This window comes from Micromonospora profundi (assembly GCF_011927785.1).
In the GTDB taxonomy this organism is placed as follows: Bacteria; Actinomycetota; Actinomycetes; order Mycobacteriales; family Micromonosporaceae; genus Micromonospora; species Micromonospora profundi.
The window spans coordinates 3,026,467-3,051,094 of sequence record NZ_JAATJK010000001.1 but is presented as its reverse complement, the minus strand read 5'-3'; the positions used below and the strand labels follow the sequence as shown (position 1 = coordinate 3,051,094).

Here is a 24,628-nt window from a genome sequence, read left to right as displayed (position 1 = left end):
CCGGTGCTTGGGTAGCCTCCCGGGCGTGATCGAGCTTGTCGAACGGCATACGGCCCTCGCCGTTGTGGTCGGGTCACGGGCGTACGGGCTGCACGGCCCGGACTCCGACTACGACCGGCGTGGCGTGTACGTGGCACCCACGCAGGCGTTCTGGCGTCTCGACAAGCCGCCCACCCACCTCGACGGCCCGGCGGCGGAGCAGTTCTCCTGGGAGTTCGAACGCTTCTGCGTGCTTGCCCTGCAGGGCAACCCGACGGTTCTGGAGGTGCTCTGGTCCCCGCTGGTCGAGACGGTCACCGTGGACGGGGAACAGTTACTGGCGGCGCGGCAGGCGTTCCTGTCGAGGCGTGTGGCGGAGACCTACGGCAGCTACGCCCGGGATCAGCTCAACCGGGTGGCCGCCCGCCGCGCGCGTACCGGCGAGACGAACCACAAACAGGCAATGCACATGATCCGGCTGCTGGTCGCTGGGGTGCACGTGCTGCGTACCGGGGACGTGTTGGTCGACGTTCGCCACCTGCGTGACCGGCTGCTCGCGGTGCGGCGTGGGGAGCTGTCCTGGGACGAGGTCGCCGCCTGGGGCGCCGACCTGCTCGTCGAGCTCGCCGACGCGGCCGCCACCACCGCGCTGCCCGAACAGCCCGACCGGGATGAAGTGGATCAGCTGCTCACGGCCGTACGGCAGAGGAACCTGCAGTGACCATCTACGTGCCGTCGTGGGCCGCGGAGGCAGTCCGCGCCCTGCCTCGCCCGCTGCTGTTCGCCACCGTCAGCGGTGCGCACCTGTACGGGTTCGCGTCCATCGACTCCGACCTGGATCTGCGAGCCGCGCACCTGCTCTCGCCCGAGGAGGTGGTCGGGCTGCGCACCGGACCGCAGACGTTGCAGCACATGGGCGTGCGCGACGGTGTCGAGCTGGACGTGGTGAGCCACGATCTGCTGAAGTTCGCCAAGCTGTTGAACAGCCGCAACGGCTACGTTCTGGAGCAGGTGCTGTCGCCGCTGGTGGTCGTGACCAGCGCGGTGCACGCCGAGCTCGTTTCGCTGGCCCCGCGACTGGTCACCCGGCACCACGCGCACCACTACCTCGGGTTCGCGGCCACCCAGGAGAAGTTGTACGCCAGGACCGGGCAGCTCAAGCCCGCGCTGTACACGCTGCGGGTCCTGCTCACCGGCATCCACCTGATGCGGACCGGCCTCCTGGAGGCGGACCTCGGTGTGCTCGGAGCGAGGTTGCCGTACGTGCCGGATCTCATCGCCGCCAAGCGGGAGGCCGAGCACGGACCACTCCCCGCAGGCGCTGCGCAGCACCTCGCCACTGACGTGCCGCGGTTGCGCGCCGAACTGGAGACTGCTCGGGACTCCTCGACGCTGCCCGGGCAGGTGGACCCGACGGCGGTGGACGCCCTGCACGACCTGGTGGTGCGTACCCGATTGGGCTGAGGTCGCCGACCGGTCCCTCCCGAGATGGCCGGCGCGTGCCGACACCTTGTCGTTCAGCGGCTCGTCAGCGCGTTGCGCACATGCCGCACGCCGTAGTGCGCGCGTGATTTCACGGTGCCGACGGGAAGGCCGAGTCGGTCGGCGACCTCGCCGGCAGAGTGGCCTTTCACATACAATTCGATCAGCACGGACCGATGGGCAGGGGCCAGTTCACCGACGGCGCGCCGCAGGGTCAGCGATGCGATTGCCGTTTCCGCCGCGGCGTTCACCGGCGGCGACAGGTCCGTCTCGGCCAGGCCGACCTCCACGGGCCGCGTCTGCCGTCTGCGGTGCGCGTCGATGGCGAGGCGCCGCGCGACCTTGAACAGCCAGCGTCGCTGCGGCTCCGGGCCGGAGGGCATCTTGTCGAGGTTGCGCCAGGCTCTGACCATGGTCTCCTGCACCAGATCCTCGGCAGTGCAGGATGCGCCTGCAGGGGTCAGTCTCCTCAGATAGTGGAGCAGCGCGCCGCCGTTGGCCCGGTGGAGCTCCCGCATGTGCGCCTCGGTATCAGGTGACGTCGGCATCGTGTTCCCCCCGTCGACTTCAACAGTTCGAGGGAAGCGTAGGAGCCCGCCTGTTAATTCCTACTTTATTGCCAGTGTATTTGTTTTTGATAAGCCGCTCCGCTGCTCCGGGAAATGGGAGAAAAAGGCGTCACGAAGCCGATATTCCGAGCTTCGGAAAAACTCGATAGAGATGGGCATTGACCGTACGGTGGGAAACGTGGAGCCGCGAAAGGCTCCGTGGCGGCGCAGCTTCTCGCCGAAGGCGAGCCAGATGCGTCTCCACTTCGCGTCCGACCAGCGGTTCACGGGATGACATCACGCCTTGTACTACGGGGCCGGGTGGTCGGAGTTCACAAGCGTCCGGCCGCAACCGCCGGTACCAGCGGTCCCGTCCGAACTGCTCGCCTAAGCTTCCAATGATCACTGGCCGACGGCGACACTGATGGGGGTCGATTCCGTGACCGGGGCGCAGGACGACGTGCGCTTCGCGGTGCTAGGCCCCGTGGAGGTGTGGCGCGCCGGGCAGCCTGTCGATCCCGGGTCGCGCCAGCAACGCCTCATTCTGGCGTTGCTTCTGGCGCGGGCCGGCCAGCCGGTCGGCCTCGCGGATTTCGTCGCCCTGTTGTGGGACGAGCGACCGCCGCGCAGCGCCGCGAACATCGTGCACCTTTATCTGGGTCGGCTCCGGCGGCTGTTCGAACCCGGCCTGCGCCCTCGTGCGTCCGGCAGGTGGCTGGTGAGTGACGCGTCCGGCTATCGCATCGTGGCCGACGCCGACGGGCTGGACCTGCTGACATTCCGACGCCTGGCGCAGCGGGCGCGGGCGGCCGACGATCCCGCGCAGGCACTGGCGGCCTACGTCGAAGCGCTGGAACTGTCGCGCGGGCCGTGCGCCGGAGCGCCGGAGTTGATCAGTCGCCCGATCGCCGAATTCGAAGCCGTCGACAACGAGTACGCCGATCTGGTGCGGGAGGCCACCGACCTGGCGCTGTCTGCCGGCGCGGGGCGAGCTGTGCTTCCGATGCTGCGGCGTGTGGCCCAGGAACGTCCTCTGGACGAGGCCGTTCAGGCCAGACTGCTGCTGACCCTGGCCGCGGTCGGGCAGCAGGCTGAGGCGGTCGCTCTCTACCAGGAACTGCGCGGCCGGCTCGCCGACGACCTCGGGATCGATCCGGGCCGGGAGATCCAGGAGGCCTACCGTACGGTCCTGCGCAACGGTGATTCCGGCCTCGCCGAGCGGGCGGAAGCACCACTGCGCTCCAAGGACCCGTCGGCGGACGGCTTCTTCGTCCGCCCGGCGCAGTTGTTGCCCGACCTGCCTCACTTCACGGGGCGGGACAAGAGCCTGCGCCGGGCACTGGCGCTCATCCACGGCCGAGCTGGCGGGAACGCCCTGCGGATCGTCGCCATCGAGGGCATCCCCGGCATCGGCAAGACGAGCCTGGCGACCCACCTGGCCTACCTGGTGGCCGACGAGTTCCCCGACGGTCAGCTCCACGTCGACTTCCGGGGCCTTGATCCGGACGCCGCGCTGACACCGGGAGAGGTGCTGGAGGACTTCCTGCACGCACTTGGCGTCCGTGGACCCGACATCCCGGCGAGCTACCTGGCCCGGTCAGGGCTCTACCGCAGTGTCCTGGCCGAGCGGCGGGTGCTGATCGTGCTGGACAACGTCCGCGACGCCGATCAGGTCCGGCCGCTGCTGCCCGGCGCTCCCGGCAGCCTCGTCCTGGTCACGAGCCGGTACAGCCTGGCCGGTCTCGCCACGACACACGGGGCCCACGTGCTCACGCTCGACGTCCTGCCGACCGACGAGGCGCGCGAACTCCTGATCTCGCGCGTCGGGCGCGCCCGTGCTCTGGCCGAACGGCGGGCGCTGGACGAGATCGTCGACCTGTGCGGGGGCCTTCCGCTGGCACTCGCCATGGTGGCCGCCCGGGCCCTGGCCCGACCCGGATATCGGCTTTCGGATGTCGCGCGTGAACTGCACGAGGCTCAGGGCAGTCTCGACGGATTTGGCTCCGATGACCCGGACAGCGACCTGCGCGCCATCTTCTCCTGGTCCTACCGCAACCTCAGCCCTGCTGCCGCGCGACTCTTCCGCCTGCTGGCACTGCATCCAGGCCCGGACATCACCCGCGCGGCGGCGGCGAGCCTCGGCGGCCTGTCCGCACGCGACGCCCGCGAGGTGTTCGGCGAGCTGGTGCGCAGCCGGCTGGTCACCGAACGGCTGCCCGGTCGCTACGGCGCCCACGACCTCATCGCCGCGTACGCGCGGGAACTGATGCTCGACGCCGAGCCTGGCCCGGAGCGCGAGGCGGCCGCGGACCGGCTGCTCGGCCTCTATCGGCGGACGGCGTACGCGGCCAATCTCTTCATCAATGCCGAGATCGACGCCGACCCACCCGCGGTGCCCGACGGGGTCGTCGACGAGAGTCCGCGGGACGGCCGGGAAGCCGCCGACTGGTTCGCCGCTGAGCGTGAGGTGCTCAAGGCGGTCATGCGTCAGGCGAACGACAGGGGCCGGGTGTACGACGCCTGGCAGCTGGAGCTCACGGTGCAGGGCTTCTATCAGCGGGAGGGCTGGTGGCACGAGTGGGCGACTGTGGTGCGCGAATGCCTCGACGCGACCGAACGCGCCGGCGACTTGGCCGGTGCGGCGGAGATGCTGCGGAGTCTGGCCGGCGCCCATTTCCACCTCGGCGACAGCGACTCCGCGCTGGCCCTGCTCGAACGGGCTCTCGTGATCTTCACCGAGCTGAGCAACGCGTCCCGCGAGGCGCTGACCTTACGCAATCTGGGCGAGGTGAGCTTCGCGGTGGGCGATTACGACAGGTCCGTCGCCTGCCACCACCGGGCTCTGCGCATGGCGGAGTCGCTGGGGGACCGGACGGCTCAGGCCGATGTGCTGTGCCGCCTCGCCGACGCGCAGTACGAGCTCGGCCACCGCGCCGTGAGTTTCGAGACCATCGACCGAGCCCTGACCTTGAGCGAGCAGCTCGCCGACGACGTCCGCCGCAGCGAATGTCACCTGCGGCGGGCCAACCTCTACCTGCGCGAACGGCAGTTCGCTGAGTCCTTGGCGGATTGGACCGCGGCCCGGGAGCTCTCCCAGAGGGTCGGCCACCGCGTGCACATGGTCCGCGCGAGTGTGGGCCTCGGAGACACCGCCTACGCGATGAACGACTGGCCCGCCGCCCGCGCGGCATGGCTCCAGGCGCTCGCTCTGGGAAACGACTCGGACGCGCAGCAGGAGGAACAGATCCGGCGTCGCCTGGCCAAGCTCAGCCACGGCGCGGCGGCCTGACCTCGAGCGGGGCACGACGGGCCGTCTACCTGTCCGCGCTGCCCAGAAGCCGGGTGAGGCGCCGGGCGTCCTCCGAGCCGGCCGTGGGGTGGTAGATCACCAAGCCCTGTTCGGGCATTCCGGCGACGGACAGACGTTCCAGGTGCAGTTGCAGGGGCCCCGCGACCGGGTGTTGCAGCAGCGCGAGTTCGGTGTCACGTGTGACGACATCGTGTCGCTCCCACAACTGGCGGAAGCTCTCGCTGCGTTCCGACAGTTCGTCGACCAACGCCAGGAAGTCGGGACGGGCAGCGCCCCGGCCGACGGTGTCCCGCACGACAGCCACGAAACGGCGAGCCGTCGTCTGCCAGTCCCGGTAGAGGTCTCGCTCGGAGTCGACGAGGAAGAACGACCGCAGCCGGTTCTTCCCGGTCACCAGCTCCGGAGAGATCCGGAAGGCGTTGCGGTTGGCGGTGAGGACATCGAAGTTGCGTCCCGTCACGAACGCGGGCAGGGGCAGGAGCCGGACGAGGTTCTCGACGCTGGACGGGACCCGTTCGTCGGTCTGGTTCGCCGATTCCGCGTCGGTCGTCGCCGGTGTTGCCAGGCTCGTGAGATAGGCGGTGGCCGCGTCGTCCAGCCGTAGCGCCCGCGCCAGCGCCCGGATGACCTGGAGCGACGGTGTCCCTCCGCGGCCCTGTTCCAGACGCAGGTAGTAGTCGGCGCTGATGCCCGCGAGCAGGGCCACCTCCTCGCGGCGCAGACCCGCCACGCGTCGTCGGCCTGTCCCTTCGGGCAATCCGACGTCACCCGGGCGGAGCTGCCCCCGACGTGCCCGTAAGTAGCCCGCGAGCAGGTCCTCGGCCATATGGTCGATGCTAGCCACGGGCCGAGGCGCGGGCCGCCAGGACTGCCGGGTCGCCGGTGCCTGGGAGTGCCGATACCAGGAAGAAGGCGGCACTGCCTGTCTCGTCGCCGCCGGTTGATGCTGGTGGTGCGGCCCTCACCGCCGGCGGCGTCGCGTGCGCCAGACGCCGACGGGTGATCGCCGCGGGGACATCTCCAACTGGAAGGACCAACGATCATGAGCAAGCGGGCACTCGTCACGGGGGCCACGTCGGGCATCGGCAGGGCCTTCGCGGAACGGCTGGCCGGGCTGGGCTACGACCTCATCATCGTCGGGCGTCGCGAGGAACGGCTGAAGGAACTCGTAGCCGCCCACCCGGAGGTCAACGTCCGTGGCATCGCGGCTGACCTGTCCACCGACGCCGGGATCGACGCCATCGCCAAGGTCTGCGCGACCGAGGACATCACGCTGTTGGTGAACAACGCCGGTGTGGCGCACTACATGCCCCTGGCCGACCTGTCCGCCGAGAAGGCCCGCGAGCTGGCCCATGTCAAGACGGTGGCGCCCACCATGCTCACCCGGGCGGTCGTGGGCGGTATGCAGGCCCGCGGTGAGGGCGCCATCGTCAACGTCGCCGGCATGATCGCCTTCAGCGGTCCCGCGCCGAGTTCGGTGATGCCGCGGCGCGCGGTGTACGCAGGCGGTCTGGCCTTCGCGGTCGCCATGTCGCAGACGCTCAGCGCCGAACTCGACGGCACCGGTGTCCGGGTCCAGGTGCTGTGCCCGGGCGTGGTGGCTACCGAGTTCCACGAGCGTCAGGGCATGGACCTCAGCGCCGTACGACGGATGAGTGCCGACGACGTCGTCACCGCGAGCCTGCGCGGGCTGGAACTGGGTGAGGTCGTGGTGGCCCCTGGCGTGGAGGACGCGAGCCTGCTGAACGCGATCTTCTCCGCGGAGCTGGCCGCTTTCAACGCGCAGAGCCCGGAGTTGGCGTCCCGGTACCGCGGCAACTGACGGCCCAGCCCTGTGGGAAGGCGATCGGCGCTGGCCATCAGCCCGCCCGGTTGGCGGAGGCACCGACCCGTTACCATCGCGGGCCGTACACCGGCCGGAACAAACGTGGGGTGATCATGGCTGGCCCGTCCACCCGCTTCGTGCTCTTTCCAGGGCGCCATCACCTGCTGACCCGCTTCCAGGCTGACTACCTGAGGCGGCTCGCCGAGGACGCCGCTGCCACGATCGTCTGGGCGGTGACCTCCGCCAACCACGAGAACACCAAGCGTAATCCGGTCCCGTACCACCGTCGGGAAGCCGCGATCGAGCGATTCAGTGTGCTGAGCGGGCTGCGTTCGCTGGTCGTGCCGATCTTCGACACCGCGTACACCGACGACTTCGCCGAGGTGACCCTCAAGAACATCGCGGTAGCCACCGGACTCGAACTCACTCCCGGGGACACCTTGGTGGCATGCTCGACGCCGGAGGTCGCCAAGCTGTACGAGCGGCTCGGTTTCACGATCGCGCAGGTCGAGGCCGATCCCGAGCTACGGACCACGCCCGAACGGCCGTGGGATGTCCTGCTACGCCTGGCCGCGGGCGACGACACGTGGCGCGAGCTGACGCACCCGGCGACGATCGACGTCTTCGAGCGCTACCGCCTGGTCGACGAGATCCGGATGGTGGTCAACGACCCGCTCGTCGGCGACGAGGGTGGCCTCACCGTCACCCGCGACTACCGGACGTACGTGGAGGCCTTCGCCGGCGCAGCCGAGCGCAAGTGGGACGCCGTCCGTCAGTACGTGCAACCCGGCCGCATCGTCGATATCGGCTGCGGCGCCGGGGCGGTCCTGGAGTTGGCCGATCGGGAACCCGGCCTGCACGAGAGCGACCTCATCGGCGTCGAGGTCGCCCGACACCTCTTTCAGGAGTGCCTGCACAAGAAGGCGCAGGGCGTGTTCCGCAACGCCAACGTGTACTTCTTCCACCGGAACGTCCTCGGTGGCGCGGTCCTGAAGGAACGGTCGGTGGACACCACCCTCACCTTCGCGTTGACCCATGAGATCTGGTCGTACGGGCGGCAGCGGGAGTCACTGTTGCAGTTCGCCCGCCGTATCCACGACCACACAGTGCCCGGTGGCGTCTGGATCAACAGCGACGTGTGCGGCCCGGACGATCCCCACCGGCCGGTGATCCTGCGACTCGTGGCAGATGACGGCGACAACCCGGCATCGCCGCGCCGGGATCTCGCCAGCCTGGACTCCGCCGAGGTCAGGCGGTATGTCGGCGGACTGTCGACGCGGGCGCGGCTGGATCAGTTCGCTGTCGACTTCGCGTTCCCCTTCGACTACGAGGCCCTGCCCGACGGCTCGGTACGCCTTGAACTGGGCTCCGCGATGGATTACCTGACCCGCAAGGACTACATCGACAGCTGGCTCTCCGAGACGAAGGAACAGTTCTGTGGCCTCAGTTTCGCCGACTGGACAACGCTGCTGACCGAAGCGGGTTTCGAGATCGCTCCTGCCTCCACCGCCGTCCGCAACGATTGGGTGATCGACAACCGGATCGCGCCGGTAGCCTCTCTCACTGACCTCGACGGCCGGCCCCTCGACTGGCCGACGACCCACATCCTCACCGTCGCCCACCGACCCTGGAATGAGTGAGCGCTCGCCCTGACGGGACGCGACCACGCAGGGTCAGAGCCTCCACGGCGATGCTTTCCGTGGAGGCTCTGACCACTGTTGGCGGACAGGTCCGGCTATCTCACAGGCGCGGGTCCTGCTGGACCTTGAGGGCGTTGAGGATCGGGTCGCCCTCGCCCTTCTCGCGGCGAAGCTCGATCGTCAGATCGCCACCGGCGTGCTCGACCGTGACCGTGTTCAGGTCCGCGGTCAGCGCACCCACCTTCGCCTGTACGTCGTGGTCGTAGAGCACCACCTTGCCGTCGGCCAGCACATCGAAGGCACGCTTGCCGGCCTTCACCTTCTCGATCTCCGCGAAGTCGAGGCCGATCCGGTACGTCCCGGCGGGCGCGTTCTTGAACACGTAGCTGAACGTCTCGCCGGTCCGCTGGGTGCGGAACAGCGCGTCGTCCTGCGTACCGGCGATGTCGGCCTTCGTGGCACGCGGCTTGCCGCCGACGTATCCCCACGGCCGCGAGCCCAGCGCCTGGTCGGGCGACCAGACGAAGCCGTCGGCGCCGACGTGCCCGGCTCCGCCGACGTCGACACCCTTCCAGTAGGCCGAGGTCGCCAGGCGGACCGGCTTGAGCTGGGCTTCGCCCTTGCCGGCGTTGGACGCCACGAGCACATCCCCGACGAGTACGCCCGGCGCGACGCCCGCGTTGTCGGCCGTCGCCGTGACAGTTGTGGACTGTCCGGCCGCGAGGGTGACAGTGCCGGTCGCCGCCGCACCCGTGAGGGCCAGCCATCCAAGGTCGGCGGCCTCGTGCCCGCCGTCGCCGGTGCGCTTCTGCTCGCTGAGCCGCACCTCCAGCGGGGCGGAGCCGGTGTTGGTCACCGTCACGTCGGCCGTCGCCTTCTGGCCCTTGTCGAGGAGCCAGTCGAGGTTGCCCGCGGTGACGGTGGCGATGCCCGTGGTCAACGCCCTGTCGACCACCTCGGCCTGATCCTTCTTGGCGATGGTCACCCGGTGGCTGGCGGTGACGTAGTTCGGCGCCGAGATCTGCACAGTGTTCTCGCCGACAAGCGCCTGAGCCTTCCACCGGCCCTTCACGTCGGTGGTGATGACCCGTTCACCACTGGGCCCCGTGAGCGTGACGATCGCGCCCTCGATCGGCTTGCCGTCGTTCTTGTCGGTGACCGTGCCCTCGATCGTGCCCGAGGCCGGGAGGGTGTACTCCAGCCCCAGGCCGGCCTTCAGTACCGGCTGGTTGAAGGAGTACTGGCCCGCGGGGTTGCGCGTCAGGCTCTGCACGCCGACCGTCGCCGACGACCCTCGTGTGAGGGGGTTGTCGCCGCCGACGCCGTCGCCGTACCCGATCTGGATCCGTCCGTCGGCGATCAGGGTGACCGAGAAGCTCACACGGGCCGTCCGGTCGTTGTAGAAGGCGACGTTGCGCCACTCGATGACCTGCGCCACCAGCCCGTCCACCTCGGTGGTGCCGAAGTAGATGCCAGCCTCGTCGTCGACGATGAGGTCGTCCCAGAGCGGATAGATCGCGTCGATCGGACTGGACGACGGCAGCGCCGTGTTGTTCCCCAAGGTGCTGGCGCGGTCGAAGGTCAGCGTGCCGTTCGTCGTCACGCACACGCCGTCCCAGGCCGTGTCGTAGAACGGGAACAGGAAGCTGGAGTCGAACCACAGCACGCCGCAGCTGTCGTCGCCGTGCCACCCGGACTCCTGCGTGCCCTGGCGGTAGAGCCCGTCGGTCACCTTCATCGAGTACGAGCGGCCGGCGGGGGCCACCGGCACCGGACCCGGCTCCGGCTGTTCGGGTTGGGGCTCCGGCTCCGCCGCGTCCGCACGCGGATCGAGCGTCACCCGCAGCGCGGCGATTGTCGGGGGCTTCAGACCCTTCGAGCCCCGCAGCTCCACCGTCAGCGGACCACCGTCGTGCTTCACGACGGCGGTACGCCAGTCGGCGGCGTTCGGCCCCACGGCCGCGGCCGGGTCGTACGCGTACTCCGTCAGTGTTCCGTCCACGAGGACGTCGAACACCCGCTTGCCCTTGGCCACCTTCTCGATCTCGGCGAACCCGAAATCGATCGCGTAGGTGCCCTTGGGCGCGTCGGGGAAGCGGTAGAACAACTGCTTGTCGGGCGTGGTGCGCTGTGACTGGAACAGGGCGTCGTCCGTCGTACCCGCGATCGCGGTCTTCGTGGAGGCGACCTTCGTCTTCCCCTCGTAGCCCCACGCCTTCGTGCCGGCGGCCTGGTCGCCGAGCCAGGTGTAGCCGGAGCCGTCGGTGAACTTCGCGCCACCGGCGTTGACGCCGACCTGGTACTTCGTGGTCGTGAGCGTCACAGGCACGTAGGTCTTGGACTGGCGTCCGGAGTCGGACCTCACCACGATGTTCGCGCCGAGAGTCCCCGGCTTGGCGCCCTTCGAGGAGAGGGAGACCTTGACGGTCGTCGACTGACCCGGGGCGAGGGTGCCGCCGTTCGACGAGAGCGACAGCCACGGCAGGTCGGTGAGCAGGTCGTCCTCGACGTCGACAAGCACGACGTCGTCGGCGACCTGGTCGGCCGCCCACAGCGCGCCGGTCGAGTCGGTTTCGAGGCCGCCGCCCTGGGTCGCCTTCTGGCCCGGGAACCACCACGCGTTGACCAGCGAGCAGTCGTCGGGGTCGACCTGCAGCAGGCGGGTTGGTCTGTTGAAGGTGAGGTCGGTGTACCAGATGGTGTCGGACGCCTGGTTGTACGCCAGGCCCATCACCTCGGGCAGCGGCGGGGCGCAGAAGGACAGCAGCGCACCCGGCTTGTCGTGCGACGTGCCGGCGACGGTTCCGATCATGCCGTTCGCCCGACCACCGACGTAGAACACGTCCCGCATCGGGTTGTAGGCGAGGCCGGTCAGCTGCAGCGTCGACCAGTCGCCAGTGATCTGCCGCGTTTCCTTGCCGGTCTCCCGGTTGAAGCAGTGGATGAAGCTGGCCGGGCTGTCCTCCATCTGGCACATGTCACCGGTCTTGGTGTCCAGCGCCATGTCGAACGCCCGGTACGCGGGGTTCCACGACGCGTCGAAGACCTTCCCGGTCGGCTTGCCCGTCACCGTGTAGGCGGTGTTGGTCCGCTTGTTGTAGTCGTGGACCCAGACGTCGCCGTCGTACCCGATGCCGGTGGGCTCCTTGTCCTCGATCCTGCCGGGGATGGGGATCCGGGTGATGACGTCTCCGCCGGAGGTCGCGCCGACCTTGCCGGCCGCCTGTGCCTCCGCGGCGCTCGACGTCGCCGCCTTGCCGTCGACGTTCGACGGCTTCATGCCGCTCGCACCGGCCTTCCAGGCGGCGAGGTCGATCGTGCTGGCCGCGCCCTTCCCGGTGCGCGTGGTGGCGCCGGAGGCGTCCAGGTCGGGGTGACGCGCGGCCTCGCCCAGGTTGTACGTGAGGGGGGCGGAACCGTTGTTCGTCAGTGTCAGTGAGCCCACACCGTTCTGGTCGGTGCCCAACAGCGCGTCGAGGCCGTCGGCCTTCAGGCCGGCGACACCGGTGGCGAGACGCGCGTCGATCTTCGCCTTCGCGTAGAGCTTGTCGAGGGAGAAGGGGTACGCCGCGGTCGTGTAGTTCGGCGCGTCGACGGTCATGGTGTAGTCGCCGACCGGAAGCTGGCGATGCACGAGACCCGTCGCGTTTGTCGTGACGGTCTCCACGAGCCCGAGCTTGTTCGTGAACGAGACCTTGGCACCGGCCACCGGCAGCCCGTCGTTCTGGTCGACGACTGTCGCGTCGAGGTACCCGAAGTCAGGCATGTCGTAGGTGACGACCATCCCGTCGCGCAGCACCGGGGCGCTTTCGGAGAACCGGATGCCGTCGACGCCGGCCCAGCCCTGGATGCCCGTGATGGCGTGCCCGCCAGCGGTCACCGGGTCGTCGGACCCGACGCCGTCGCCGTACCCGAAGATCACCGTGCCGGAGCGGGTGAGCGTGGCCGAGAAGCTGACCGGCTCCGTGTACTCCGACCGGATCGGATAGGCCCAGAGCTTGGCCTTGCGGTACTCGATGACGAACGCGTCCTCGCCGCCGACCTTTGTGGCCGCCGTGAAGACTCCGCCGCCGGAGGCGAACTCGACCGGGCTCTGCACGTAGAACGGGAAGATGCCCGCGCCGCCGGTGCCGGGCCCGGTGGTGGTGTCCGGGGAGATCACGCCCCGCAGGCCGATACCGAGGCTGTCGTGGCTGCCGTTGTAGAGCGCGACCGGGAACGGCAGCTTCACCGTGGCCCACACTCCGCTGGTGAACGCGACCGGGTCGGTACCGCGCAGGTACTCGCCCTCGGAGACGGCGCAGCTGTAGCCGCCCTTGTCGACGACGAGCCCGACGGGGATCTCGCGCGACTCGTTCTGCGCGCCGACGGTAAGCGGGACCGTCGTGGGCGAGAAGCAGGCGTTGGGCTTGACCGTCAGCGCGTACCCGCCCTCGGGGACGCCGGTGATCGTGAACGCGCCGTTGGCGTCAGTGCGTACCGGCTTCAGCGGCGTGTCCTTGACGGAGACGTCGGCGTTCGGGACGGGCCGCTTCTTGTCGTCGACGACCCGGCCGCCGATGTCGTGCTTCGTGGCGGCCGTGAGCGGCAGCTTGACGGAGGTGTCCTGGCCGAGGGTGATCGTGACGTTGGTGGTCGCGGTCAGGTAGCCGAAGACCTTGGTGCTGAGCTGGTAGTCGCCGACCGGGAGGTTCGTGGTGAACCGGCCGTCCTTGTCGGTGCCGATCGACCGGCTGAACGGCCCGCTGATCGTCACCTCGGCCGCGGGGACCGGGGCGCCGTTGGCGGTGACGACACCGGTCAGTGTGCCGCCCTCGCGGGGCGCGAGTTCGAGCAGGCGGACGAGGTCGAGCCGGCCTTCGCCGTACTTGTTGTTGACCTTGGCGGTGCCACCGCACTCGGTGTCGTCGACGTCGACGGCCGACTCGCCGAGCAGGCGGCGGGTCTCCTCGACCCGCCCGATAAGGGTCGGGTCGTAGCTCCACAGCGCCGCGACGGCGCCGGCGACGTGGGGTGCCGCCATCGAGGTGCCGGACATCTCGACGTAGCTGTTGCCCGGGTACGACGACAGGACGCCGTCGCCCGGAGCGGAGATCTCGGGCTTGATCCGGTCGCCCTCACCTTCGCCCTTGCGGGAGAACAACGCGAGTCTGCCGTCCGATGAGTAGGCGCCCACGGAGTAGGCGCTCTCGGCGGAGCCGGGCGAGGAGACGGTGTCGCAGGCCGCGTACGGCGTGGTGTTGCCCGACGACCAGACGCTGAAGATGCCCGCGGCGGTCCACGCCTCGTCGATGGCCTTGAAGAAGTCGTCGAAGCTGTGCTCGACGGTCTGGCCCCACGAGTTGTTGACGACGTGCGGGCGCTTGGACGGATCGGGGTTGTTGCCCTGGGTGTCGGTCGGGGCGAGCAGCCACCAGCCGGAGCGCAGCAACGACTCGACGCCAGTGCTGTCGCAGCAGCCGTTCGTCGCGATCCACTGCGCGTCCGGGGCGACGCCGACGTGGTTGGTGCCGTCGTCGCCGACCATGGTGCCCATGGTGTGCGTGCCGTGTCCGTTGTCGTCGCACGGGACGCCCGTGCACGTGCCCCGGCCGGCCATCCAGTTGTAGTTGTGGTCGACGGTGCCGTCGGGCTTCGTGCCGCGGTACTGGTGCACCAGGGCGGGGTGGTCGAACTCGACGCCCGAGTCGAGATTGGACACGGTGATGCCCGCACCGGTGGCGCCCATGGCCCATGCCTCGGGCGCGTGGATGGCCTCCAGGCCCCAGGGGATCGTGCCGTCGTTCGGGGCGGCGGAGCGGGCAGCCTGCTCAGCCGGGCTCTTCTCGTCCACGGGCTTGACCAGCGCGACCTGCGGCGTCGCGTGGATCTCGGCGACCTGCGTCATCGAGGCCACGTCGAGGGCGAGCTTCTCCGTGCCTCCCTTGACGAGCACGACGTTGGCGACCGGGTAGGAGGTGTATGTGACGCCTGCCCGGTCGAGCTCGGTGGAGACGGATGCCAGGGAGGTCTTCGCCGCCGCGTTCAGCGCGTCGTAGACGAACCGACCACGGGCGGCCCAGTCGGTGATCTTCTTCGCCGGGGCGAGGTCTGCCGGGGTGTCGAACCTGATCCAGAAGTCGGAAGTCGGTTCCGTACGGAAGCGGTCCTTCAGGCTCGACTCGATCTTCTTGTCGGCCGCGCCGGGATCGGGCTCAGCGGCGGACGCCGGTAGTGGCTGGATGATGCTCAGGCCGACCACAACGGCCAGCGTTGCCGCGAGGGCTTTGAATCTCATGGGGGTCCTTCGGCCTACAGGGGTTGGTAGGGGTCGTGGCTCTCGTGGCCGTCGGCACCGTCGGCGTCGGAGTCGTCGCGGGCGCTGTCGTGCGGCTCCCGCGACAGATCGAGAGGTGGCTCGTGCTCGCTGGCGGAGCCGTCACGTGCGGCAGGTCGCTCAGGCATGCATCGCCCAATGGCTATGGATCATGCAGCCATGCTCGGTGCGGACGAGTGACCTTAGCTATCCAGCGGATACGTCAATTTTCACGAAATGTTGTCGAGGGATTCGTCTTCTGCGAACACTCCGGCCTCCACCGCCTTGACCGCCAGCGCGGTCCGGGAGGTCACCTTCAACTTGCGCATCGCCGCCCGCAGCTGCTGATCCACAGTGGCCGGCGACTTGGCCAGGATCCGGCTGATCTCCCGGTTCGTCTTGCCGGCCACGACCAGTTGGACCACGTCGAGTTCGCGAGGTGAGAGCTGGTCGCCGTACCCGCGTCGGCCACCGCGCCACAGCCGCGGGACCTCTGCGCCGTGCTCGCGAAGCCGCTGCGCCACACGGTCGGCATCGCCGCGGGCCCCCAGCCTGAACAGCTGCTCGTACTGTGCCGCCAGCAGCTCACGGCCCTGTTCGACCTGGCCGTGCGCTTCGATCTGGCCCTGCGCTTCGAGCTGGCCCTGCGCGATGAGCGCCTCGGCTTGACGTTCGCGGGCGAGCATGGCGTCGTAGGGACGCGGCAGCGCGTCCCAGGCACGCGCCGCCCGGGCGTACGCAGTCGCCGCGCGGGCGTGGTCTCCGGCTGCGGCGAGCAGCAGGGCACGGCACGTGGCGAGCGCGGCGCGAGGCGCGGGCGCCGTACGGCCACGCAGTCCTCTGGCGAACTGGTCGCCCAGGCGTGCCGCGGCCCGCAGGTCGCCAGCGGCGAGGTACGCCTCGATCCGGGCGGGGACGAGGTCCGTCGCCCAGACCCAGATGCCCTTTCTCCGGACGGTGTCGATCGGCTCGTTCGTGATCTGCAGCGCCCGGCCGCTGTTCCCGTCCGTCAACCACAGTCGGGCGAGCGCGGCGGCGGCCTCCATCGTGTCGTCGGCTGCGCCGAGACGGGCGGACTCCTCAAGCACCAGCCGGAACTGCTCCTCCGCCGCGCGCCGCCGTCCGGCCGCCGCCGCCAGCCGGGCCGCGAGGCGGACGCTGCCGAGGTAGTGCGCAGGCCGGTCCCGGTCGGCATCGGCGAGTGCCGTGCTCTCGTCCGCGAGACCCTCCCACCGGCCGGTGAGCCACGCCAGGTTGGCCTGTTCGAGTCGGACGTTGTGCTGCAACCGGGACGCCCGCTCGACGTCGGCGAGGCGCAGGGCCACGGCGAGGTGTTCCTCCGCGTCGGCGTACCGACCCCAGATCAGCGCGCCGGTCCCGACATTCGCATGGATGCGGGCCACGTCGAGACGCTCCGCCGAGGTCGCGCCGTCGACGGGCAGGCCGGCGACGACGTCCCAGGCTTCCTCTTCGCCCAGCATGAGCAACGCGGCGGCCCGGTTGCCGGCCAGGTTCAGCCGTTCCGCGGGCGAATCGAATGCGGCGGTGAGTTCGGCGGCGCGATCCAGCCAACGCCGATGGGTCGCTGCCGGCCACGGCCCCGCGTACGCCCACCCGAGGTAGGTCATCGCCCGGGCCGCCTCGACCGGGTCATGGTCGAGGTTCGCCACCGCCTGCTCCAGTTCGCTGAGCGCCGCCTGCGCCTCGCCTCCGGTGATCAGGAGCCGGCCCAGGGGGTTGCGGATCTCGGCCTGCTGGCGGGGGGAGAGGCCGGGGGTCTCCAGCACCGAGCGCAGGGTACGGATCACACGGTGGTAGACCTCGTCGACTGGTTCACGACGGCCCAGTGCTGCTACTCCGGCGATGCGCGCGACCCGTGCCCGGTCCGTCGGCGGCAGTCTGGACCATGACAACAGGTCGACAAGCAGGTCGACGGCCTTGGTGTGGTCACCCGAGGCCATGGCCAGCTCGGCGCTCTGCTCGGCGTACCGTGCCCAGGACTGCGTCTCGCCCGCCTCCCGGAAGTGGTGGGCAAGGCGTGCCACCGGCAGCGGACGGATGCCCTCCAGAGCCCGGCCGGCCAGCAGGTGGAAGTGCCTGCGGTCGGTCAACGGGATCGCTTCGTAGACAGCCGTGGCGGCCAGCACATGGCGGAACCGCCACCGGCCGCGGTCGTCTCCGTCCAGGACGCCGGCGCTGGCCGCCTCCGCGACAGCGCCCCGGCATTCAGCCGGTGACAGGCCAGCGGTCATCGCGATCGTGGCCACCGATGACCGCTCGGCCAATGTGGCTGCGGCGCGCAGCACCTGCTGCGCCGTCGGCGACAGACGGCCCACCCGTTCCCTGGTGGAGTCGCGCACGGTTGGCGGCACCTGTAGCTCACGCAGCTTCAGTCGGACCCACTGCCCGTCGCGGAAGACGAGGTCGGCGCGGTCGCACATGAGGCGGACCGACTCCTCCAGAGCCAGAGGAACGCCGCCGGTCCGCTCGTGCATGAACGTCGTGAACTCCTGCGATATCGGGTTGCCGTCCAGCATCGAGGACACCAGCGCCGCCGTGTCGTCGGGTCGCATGGGCGCCAGCGCGATCCTCAGCTGGGTCACGCCGGCGGGCAACCGGGACGTCAGCCGCAGCAACAGCGATCCGACGTCGACCTCCTCCGGCCGATAGGAGATCACCAGGCTCGGTCCGTCCGATTGCTGTCGGGAGCTGACGAACAGCAGGAACTCCAACGTCACCTCGTCGGCCCAGTGTGCGTCTTCGAGCACGAGGACGTCGACACGCAGAGCCCGCAGCAGCTCGTCCAGGGCGCGGAACAGGCGATGCCGTGCCGCCTTCGCATCGCCCAGGGACTGCAACGCGGGCGGCAGGTGCGAGGACCATTCCGGAAACAGGGGCCGCAACGCACCAGCGAGTTCGGTGAGCCGCAACCGCGACACCGGGCGGTCGATCCCACGGAACGCGTCGACGATCGGTCCCAACGTCAGCGACTCGCGAAGTGGTGGGCACACCGAGACCAGGGTGGTGTGCTGCTCCGGCGCCGCCAACCACTCCCGCAGCAGTCGGCTCTTCCCGATGCCCGCCTCGCCCTCCACCAGCACGATCGCAGGTGGACGGGCCAGGGCGCCCCGAAGCGCCGCCAGCTCCCGATCACGGCCGACGAAACGCGGCGTGGAAACGGTAGGTGAGGTTCCGTCGTCCTCGGGCGAGGGGTCGAGCATGCGTGATGATCTCGCTTTTCCCTGCCCGGACACAAGACCACCAGGCGACTCGCGTCGCGGGATCCTCACCGCGGTGCTGTGGCCTTGCTCAAATCATCTTAGTCATTAAGATAACTGCATGGGCGTATCGACTGACATCTCCGTGGCGATCGCCGGTGCCGGCCTCTCCGGCCTCTGCCTCGCCCAGTACCTCATGCGCGCCGGCATCGACGTGCACGTCTACGAGCGGGACCCAGGCCCCTTCGTCCGGCGGCAGGGCTACCGGATCATCCTCGACCGGTACGGGCTGGAGGCGCTGCGCGAGAGCCTGCCCCGCCCGCTGTACGACCTCGCGCTCACCACCGGAGACGAGCCCGGCGGGCAGCTCCGTTTCACCGACAGCCGGCTGCGGGACGCATTCAGCATCACGTTCAAGGACGATCCGTACGCGACCCGCCAGGTCGACAGGCTGACCCTGCGGTCGATCCTGCAGTCCGGGCTGCACCAACGCATCCACTACGGCAAGGACGCCGTCGCGGTGGAGAACGGCGGCCCGGCCGGGCTGCGGCTGCGGTTCGCCGACGGCGGGGCCGCCTCGGCAACCGTCGTCGTGGGCGCGGACGGCGTCGGCTCGGCGCTGCGCGCGCAGCTCATGCCCGACGCGGACCCGGAGAACACCCCGATGGCGGGCATCTACGGTCGGTCACCCCTGCATCGCAACGGTCAGAGCGTCATCCCGGATGCGCTGGGTACCAGCGGGGTCCTTGCCATCGGCGACCGGCCGGGCCGCGCCTTCTTCTTCACCTCCATGCGGTTCGGCGAGAACCCGCAGGAAGCGTTCGCGCGCCTGGCCCCGGGCAGCTATGCGCCCACCGGCTACGACTACGTCATGTGGGGACTACTGCTCCGGCAGGAGGAGGTGCCCGTGGGCATCCGTGGCGACCTGCTGGCGCTGTGGCGACAAGCCAGCCTGATGAGCGGGGACTTCCACCCGCTCGTCAGGCGACTGGTCGGCACCGCCGAGCTGGACGCCACGGTGCTCAACCTCTTCGCCACCGGCCGACGCCCGCACCGGTGGGCGGTACCCCGGGCCACGATGATGGGCGACGCCGTGCACGTCATGCCGCCGTTCGGCGCCCACGGCGGCAACACGGCGCTGCGCGACGCCACCCTGCTCGGCAGGAAGCTTGTCGAGGCCCGGACGAGCGGCGCGCCGATGGAGGAGGCGATCGCCCGCTACCAGGACGAGATGGTGCCGTACGCCTTCCGTGCCGTCGACACCGCCGCCCGGCTGATGCGCCGCCTCACCGGAGACGCGGCAGCGCCACACTGGGTGCTGACCCGCGTGTTACCTCGACTGCACCGGGTCACAGTGCCGGAGGCATGATTGCGGCCATGTCCCACGATCCGGCCCGTACGTCCGCGATCGCCGATCTCATGCGCGCCGGGCGGGAGATGTCGCGGCTGTCCATGGTGTTCCGGTACGCCATCGCGGAGCGGCTGGGCCTCACAGTGAGCGACCTGGAGTGCCTGGACTACCTGGCGGACGTCGGATCCGCCACCGCGGGGCAGGTCGCCGAGCGGACCAACCTCACCACCGGGGCGGTGACCAGCATGCTCCGCCGGCTTCAGCAGGCGGGCTACGTGACGGCCGAGCGCGACCCCACGGACCGGCGGCGGGTGATCGTCACCCTGCGGCCGGAGCGGATCGCCGAGCTGACGCGACCGTACGAGCGGTTCGCCGAGCGGGCGGCGCGGCTCATCGAGGGCTACAGCGCCGAGGAGGTCCTGCTGCTGGTTCGGCACTATGACCGCATGCAGGCGATGTACCACGCCGAGCTGGACAGCCTCCGCTGCGGCGACACCGCGCAGCGGTCTGCCTGAGCCAGCGTCGCGTGACGTCGGGCAGGTGTGGGCCGCGATGTGGTGATCAGCTGTACGAGTGGGCGGGCCCGGCATCACGCCGAGCCCGCCCGTTTCACTCCGGACTTCTGGTCGTCACGCCCGAGCGACGAGCCGGAACTGCTGGTTGGTCTGTCCGTGGCAGTCGTAGAGCTGGATCTGGGCGCCGTTGGCGGTGCTCCAGGCGTCCAGGCACCGTCCGGATTGGACGTTGCTGATCGTGCCGTTGGCGTTGATGTTCCACTGTTGGTTGGTCTGGCTGTGGCAGCTGTAGATCTGCACTGCCGCGCCGTTGCCGGTGCCTGCGGCGTCGAGGCACATGTTGCCGTACACCTGGAGTTGTTTTCCTGAGGTGTAGGTCCAGGTCTGGTTGGTCTGCCTGTTGCAGTCGTAGAGCTGTACCCGGGTGCCGTTGTTACGTGAGGCGTTGGGTACGTCGATGCACCGGCCGGACTGCGTACCGACGATCTCGCCGGCGGAGGTGGGCGGAACGCTCGGCGACACGGTGGGTGTCGGCCCGGGCGTGGTGGGCCCCGGCGTGGTGGGCGTCGGGGTGGTCGGCGTCGTGGGCAGCAGCGGGCAGGTGCTTCGGTAGGTGACCACTCCGCTGGAGTCCAGCAGCGGGCAGAGGAACTGGCTGTACCGGGCGTCGTTGTCGACGAACATCTTGACGAACGGCAGCATGGTCCGGACCATCACCGGGTTCGGTCGCCCGACCATGAATCCATGGTCCGCGCCGGCGACCTCAAGGTAGACGCTCTCCGTCGTGGACGGGAGGCTGTTGTACAGGCCGGTGGCGTAGGACGGCGTGACCACCGTGTCCGCCTGCCCAGACAGGATCATCGTGGGCACCCTGTCGTTGGCGAGGTTCGACGACGGCGAGTACGGCGCGATGCCGACCACTGCCTTCAACGACGGACGCCGCATGGCCGCGCTCAACGCCCCACCGCCGCCCATGGAGTGACCCGCCACCGCCAAGCGGGTGGGGTCGACGCGATCGCGTACCGGGCTCTGCTGTGTGAGGTAGTCCAGCGCGGCGAGCAACTGGGTGCCCCGGGCCGTGTCGAAGTCGTTGCGGCTGTTGGTCTCGATGCCGATCACGACGAAGCCGTGGGACGCCAGCCAAGGACCCATCCAGGCCAGTTCGGCGGAGAACAACGCCGTGTAACCCGGCGAGATGGCGATGGCCCCGAAGGTGCCCTGGCTGGTGTCGGTCGGGTAGTAGATCCTGCCGCCGTTGAAGCCGTACCCGGTCGGGACGCTCACCGACGTGTTGGCGAAGGGGCCGTTCACGGCGGTGACGCTGCTCTGGGTGGGGTCCGGGCCCCGCTGGTACGGATTGTCGGCGGCGGATGCCGAACCGGTCGCAACGGTGATGGTGAACATCCCGACCACGGCTGCGATCCCTACCGCGGCAAGCTTCAACACCCGTCCCCGAAAACGGGCGGGTACTCGGTCGGCATTGGTGGTCCCCGAGGGCGGTGGGTGGTGTCCGTTTTCTCGCACTGTCGGTGCCTCCTGGTGGTGGGGGAGTGCGGAACGGGCAGGCTCGGCTGCGTGCCGAGCCTGCCCGTTCCGGCGGTGTCCGGTTGTCAGCGTTGCAGCGTCAGCAGACCCGGCCGGTACGGCAGGAGCCCGTAGTCGCCGCCGGAGCTGGGAGAACGCCCCTGGTAGAGCAGTTGCAGGTTGCAGGCGTCAACGGTCATCGTCTGGTCGGCGTTGCTGCGGATCAGCTCGCCGTGACTGATGTCGTTGGTCCAGGTGGCGCTGCTGTTCGCCTTGCCGGCGAACGGGTTGCTCTCCGAGGCGGCCTGCGGCGTCCACGTGCCACCCAGGCTGGTGGCCGTGAACGAGCGGAAGTAGCGCCCGTTCGCGCCGATCGCCTCGACGAGCATGAGGTACCGGTTCTGGCCCTGGAGCTTGTAGACCTGAACGCCCTCGAACAGGTTGTTCGTCGAGTCGGTCATGATCGTCGTGTAGTTCGACCCGAAGCTGCCCGGGAAGTTCCCGATGGGCATGCTGGCCCGGTAGATCCTGCCGTTGTCCCCGGCGAAGAACAGGTACATGTTCTGGTCGTCACCGATGACTGCCTGGTCGATCGGGCCGGTGCTGGAGTTGGAGATGCTTCCGGTGAACAGCGTCTGCGCCGATGACCAGCTGTTCACGTTGGTCGGATCGGTCGACGTGCGGTACGAGAACGCCGTCGGACCCCACTGATAGGCCAACACCCAGACGTTGCGCGGCGCGAAGTAGAACAGTGACGGTGCCACCGCCGCGAACGGCATCTGGTTCTGCGACGCGGATCCCATCTGGTTCCAGTTCGAGAAGAGACCGAAGTTCATCGAGCCCCACGTCGTACCGGTGTCGTGCGTCGTGGCGTAGACCAACTGCTGGCCGTTGTACGGCGCGTGGGTGAAGTCCTTCAGCGACACCCAACCCGACCTCGGCTGAGCCAGCGCACCAGTCGACGACCAGCGGTACGACGACGGAAGATCACAGGCACCCGGCGTCGGGGTCGCCGTTGGCGTCGCGGTCGGGGTCGGCGTCGGCGTGGTACCGCCGCCGAGGGACGCGAGCCGGAACTGCTGGTTGGTCTGCCCGTTGCAGTCGTAGAGCTGGACCTGGGCGCCGTTGGCGGTGCTCCAGACGTCAAGGCATCGTCCGGACTGCACGCCGCTGATGGTGCCGTTGGAGTTGACGTTCCACTGCTGGTTGGTCTGGCTGTGGCAGCTGTAGATCTGTACCGCCGCGCCGTTGCCGGTGCCCGCGGCGTCGAGGCACATGTTGCCGTACACCTGGAGTTGTTTTCCTGAGGTGTAGGTCCATGCCTGGTTGGTCTGCTTGTTGCAGTCGTAGAGCTGCACCCGGGTGCCGTTGGTGGTCGACGCGTTGGGTACGTCGATACACCTGCCGGATTGGCTACCGACGATCTCACTCGCCGAGCCGCCCGGCGGGACTGTGGGAGTCGGGCCCGGCGTGGTGGGCGTGGGGGTGGTGCCGGGGCCAGCGCTGTTCAGAGCTTCCAGGGTGGAGTTGTAGGCGGCCTTCTTGTTGCCGTTGCACTCGAACAGCAGCGGGGTGCCGCTGGAGCGCCACGAGTCGCAGTCACGCACGCCCCACACGGTGACACCGTTGCAGCGAGCCACGGCAAGGCAGTCGTTGACCACGTTGCGGTAGGTGTTTGCCTGCGTCGTGCCGGATCCCTCGATGTCCAGCTCGGTGATCTGCACGTCCACGCCGAGGGCGGCGAAGCTGGACAGCGTCGTGCGGTAGTTGCTGTTGTACGGCGAGTTGGCGTTGAAGTGCGACTGGAAGCCCACGCAGTCGATTGGCACCCCACGGGACTTGAAGTCGCGCACCATGTTGTACACGGCCTGGGTCTTGGCCCAGGTCCAGTTGTCGGTGTTGTAGTCGTTGTAGCAGAGCTTGGCGTTCGGGTCCGCCGCGTCGGCGGCGCGGAACGCCGCTTCGATCCAGTCGTTGCCGGTGCGCTGCAGGTTCGAGTTGCGACGGGCGCCGCTGTTGCCGTCCTCGAACGCCTCGTTCACCACATCCCACGAGTCGATCTTGCCCCGGTAGTAGCTGGCCACGCGGGTGACGTGGTTGAGCATCGCGTTGCGCAGCGTGGTGCCCTCCATGGACTGCATCCAGCCCGGCTGCTGCGAATACCAGGCAAGGGTGTGGCCCCGGACCTTCCAGCCCCGGGAGAGGGCGTGGTTCACGATCCGGTCCGCGTTGCCGAAGGTGAAGTTGTTCTGCTGCGGCTCGGTCGCGTCGATCTTCATTTCGTTTTCGGGGGTGATGCTGTTGAACTCGCGGTTCAGGATCGTCGTGTAGGCGCTGTCGCTGAGCTTGTTCGCGGCCACTGCGGCACCGAAGTAACGGCCGGACTGGGCTGCGGCAGCGCCGAGGGTGGTCTCAGCGGCCTGGGCGAGATTGGGCACCAGCGAAACAACGAGAGCCACAATTATCGCGGCTGTTCCGGAAATTGTGAGAGTTCGCAGTCGGGCGCGGCTGGGGGGACGGGTCCGGGAAATCATGCTGATCCTCCAGTGGTGGATGGAAGTTCCTGGTGCTGTTCCAGTGGGAGGCCCCGCTCGTGCGGCGGCGGCCGATGCTGAGTCCGCTTGGGCGGGCTGCGGCCCGCCTCAGGCGTCCGTCCCCCGTTGCGACTCGGCTCGGGCTACCTGACCAGCGTGTGAAGGGTTGCGGTGAGTGGTTTGATCACCGCTGGGAATTGGGTGCGGGCGCAGGGCTCTCGGTGGTGGACGTGCTCACCTGGCAGGTGGGTGGGCCTGACGTCGCGTGAGGCGCCTCCGGTGCTGAAGTGATCTTGTTAACGTTCACACTGATCGATGGACTACCAGGCTGGCAGAAAGTTCCAGGTTTTTCAACCGGTAGTTTCGGGCCTGTTACGGGTCGGGAGGCAGGCTTCGTGATCTGCCCG

14 protein-coding genes are annotated in these 24,628 nt (G+C 69.1%); 7 read left to right on the top strand and 7 right to left on the bottom strand.

Annotated elements, in window-relative coordinates:
- The first annotated feature begins 25 nt into the window (after positions 1 to 25).
- Positions 26 to 700, top strand: a complete 675-nt coding sequence (locus tag F4558_RS13440; protein ID WP_167944381.1) for a nucleotidyltransferase domain-containing protein — start codon at positions 26 to 28, stop codon at positions 698 to 700.
- Positions 697 to 1,443 (top strand): nucleotidyltransferase domain-containing protein, encoded by a 747-nt coding sequence (locus tag F4558_RS13435; protein WP_167944379.1) that lies wholly within the window; start codon positions 697 to 699, stop codon positions 1,441 to 1,443. The genes F4558_RS13440 and F4558_RS13435 overlap by 4 nt, the downstream gene beginning before the upstream one ends.
- Positions 1,444 to 1,496: 53 nt before the next feature.
- Here F4558_RS13435 and F4558_RS13430 read toward each other — a convergent pair whose 3' ends face one another.
- A complete protein-coding gene (locus F4558_RS13430) occupies positions 1,497 to 1,979 on the bottom strand; it encodes a sigma-70 family RNA polymerase sigma factor (protein WP_167944377.1) in 483 nt (160 codons plus the stop codon).
- Between the two features lie 454 nt (positions 1,980 to 2,433).
- Here F4558_RS13430 and F4558_RS13425 point away from each other — a divergent pair, with 454 nt between their 5' ends.
- On the top strand, positions 2,434 to 5,298 hold the full coding sequence (locus F4558_RS13425; protein ID WP_167944375.1) for an AfsR/SARP family transcriptional regulator: 2,865 nt from the start codon (positions 2,434 to 2,436) through the stop codon (positions 5,296 to 5,298).
- A gap of 25 nt (positions 5,299 to 5,323) precedes the next feature.
- Here F4558_RS13425 and F4558_RS13420 read toward each other — a convergent pair whose 3' ends face one another.
- Entirely contained in the window at positions 5,324 to 6,145 is an 822-nt protein-coding gene (locus F4558_RS13420; protein ID WP_053660922.1) for a helix-turn-helix transcriptional regulator, read from the bottom strand.
- A gap of 216 nt (positions 6,146 to 6,361) precedes the next feature.
- Between F4558_RS13420 and F4558_RS13415 the strand changes: the two genes are divergently transcribed.
- Together F4558_RS13415 and F4558_RS13410 are read left to right on the top strand one after the other, a co-directional pair.
- Positions 6,362 to 7,141 carry an SDR family NAD(P)-dependent oxidoreductase gene (locus F4558_RS13415; RefSeq protein WP_053660920.1) on the top strand — a complete coding sequence of 260 codons (780 nt, stop codon included), beginning with the start codon at positions 6,362 to 6,364 and terminating at the stop codon, positions 7,139 to 7,141.
- 116 nt (positions 7,142 to 7,257) lie between these two features.
- A complete protein-coding gene (locus F4558_RS13410; protein ID WP_167944373.1) occupies positions 7,258 to 8,784 on the top strand; it encodes a class I SAM-dependent methyltransferase in 1,527 nt (508 codons plus the stop codon).
- A 100-nt stretch (positions 8,785 to 8,884) separates the two neighbouring features.
- Here the strand turns inward: F4558_RS13410 and F4558_RS13405 are convergent, their stop codons facing one another.
- From F4558_RS13405 to F4558_RS13395, 3 genes are all read right to left on the bottom strand, one after another.
- On the bottom strand, positions 8,885 to 15,061 hold the full coding sequence (locus F4558_RS13405; RefSeq protein WP_167944371.1) for a S8 family serine peptidase: 6,177 nt from the start codon (positions 15,059 to 15,061) through the stop codon (positions 8,885 to 8,887).
- Positions 15,062 to 15,075: 14 nt separating this feature from the next.
- Positions 15,076 to 15,228, bottom strand: coding sequence for a hypothetical protein (locus tag F4558_RS13400; RefSeq protein WP_157553040.1), 153 nt, complete (start codon positions 15,226 to 15,228; stop codon positions 15,076 to 15,078).
- A gap of 81 nt (positions 15,229 to 15,309) precedes the next feature.
- Complete coding sequence (locus F4558_RS13395; protein ID WP_167944369.1) at positions 15,310 to 18,300, bottom strand: helix-turn-helix transcriptional regulator; 2,991 nt, start codon at positions 18,298 to 18,300, stop codon at positions 15,310 to 15,312.
- Between the two features lie 118 nt (positions 18,301 to 18,418).
- Between F4558_RS13395 and F4558_RS13390 the strand changes: the two genes are divergently transcribed.
- The gene (locus F4558_RS13390) at positions 18,419 to 19,666 is read left to right on the top strand and encodes an FAD-dependent oxidoreductase (RefSeq protein WP_167944367.1); all 1,248 of its coding nucleotides are present in this window, start codon (positions 18,419 to 18,421) and stop codon (positions 19,664 to 19,666) included.
- 8 nt (positions 19,667 to 19,674) lie between these two features.
- Positions 19,675 to 20,163: a MarR family winged helix-turn-helix transcriptional regulator gene (locus F4558_RS13385; RefSeq protein WP_245241315.1), complete on the top strand. Its 489-nt coding sequence runs from the start codon at positions 19,675 to 19,677 to the stop codon at positions 20,161 to 20,163.
- A 114-nt stretch (positions 20,164 to 20,277) separates the two neighbouring features.
- Here the strand turns inward: F4558_RS13385 and F4558_RS13380 are convergent, their stop codons facing one another.
- Both F4558_RS13380 and F4558_RS13375 read right to left on the bottom strand, forming a co-directional pair.
- On the bottom strand, positions 20,278 to 21,567 hold the full coding sequence (locus F4558_RS13380; protein ID WP_167947442.1) for a poly(ethylene terephthalate) hydrolase family protein: 1,290 nt from the start codon (positions 21,565 to 21,567) through the stop codon (positions 20,278 to 20,280).
- Positions 21,568 to 21,773: 206 nt separating this feature from the next.
- The gene (locus tag F4558_RS13375; protein ID WP_167944364.1) at positions 21,774 to 24,221 is read right to left on the bottom strand and encodes a non-reducing end alpha-L-arabinofuranosidase family hydrolase; all 2,448 of its coding nucleotides are present in this window, start codon (positions 24,219 to 24,221) and stop codon (positions 21,774 to 21,776) included.
- Between the last annotated feature and the right edge of the window lie 407 nt (positions 24,222 to 24,628).

Bases quoted from the DNA above. Each gene is read 5' to 3' on its own strand.
- F4558_RS13390 (WP_167944367.1), top strand. From the start codon at position 18,419: ATGGGCGTATCGACTGACATCTCCGTGGCGATCGCCGGTGCCGGCCTC.
- F4558_RS13380 (WP_167947442.1), bottom strand. From the start codon at position 21,567: ATGTTCACCATCACCGTTGCGACCGGTTCGGCATCCGCCGCCGACAAT.
- F4558_RS13400 (WP_157553040.1), bottom strand. From the start codon at position 15,228: ATGCCTGAGCGACCTGCCGCACGTGACGGCTCCGCCAGCGAGCACGAG.
- F4558_RS13405 (WP_167944371.1), bottom strand. From the start codon at position 15,061: ATGAGATTCAAAGCCCTCGCGGCAACGCTGGCCGTTGTGGTCGGCCTG.
- F4558_RS13375 (WP_167944364.1), bottom strand. From the start codon at position 24,221: ATGATTTCCCGGACCCGTCCCCCCAGCCGCGCCCGACTGCGAACTCTC.
- F4558_RS13420 (WP_053660922.1), bottom strand. From the start codon at position 6,145: ATGGCCGAGGACCTGCTCGCGGGCTACTTACGGGCACGTCGGGGGCAG.
- F4558_RS13385 (WP_245241315.1), top strand. From the start codon at position 19,675: ATGTCCCACGATCCGGCCCGTACGTCCGCGATCGCCGATCTCATGCGC.
- F4558_RS13425 (WP_167944375.1), top strand. From the start codon at position 2,434: ATGGGGGTCGATTCCGTGACCGGGGCGCAGGACGACGTGCGCTTCGCG.
- F4558_RS13395 (WP_167944369.1), bottom strand. From the start codon at position 18,300: ATGCTCGACCCCTCGCCCGAGGACGACGGAACCTCACCTACCGTTTCC.
- F4558_RS13410 (WP_167944373.1), top strand. From the start codon at position 7,258: ATGGCTGGCCCGTCCACCCGCTTCGTGCTCTTTCCAGGGCGCCATCAC.
- F4558_RS13415 (WP_053660920.1), top strand. From the start codon at position 6,362: ATGAGCAAGCGGGCACTCGTCACGGGGGCCACGTCGGGCATCGGCAGG.
- F4558_RS13430 (WP_167944377.1), bottom strand. From the start codon at position 1,979: ATGCGGGAGCTCCACCGGGCCAACGGCGGCGCGCTGCTCCACTATCTG.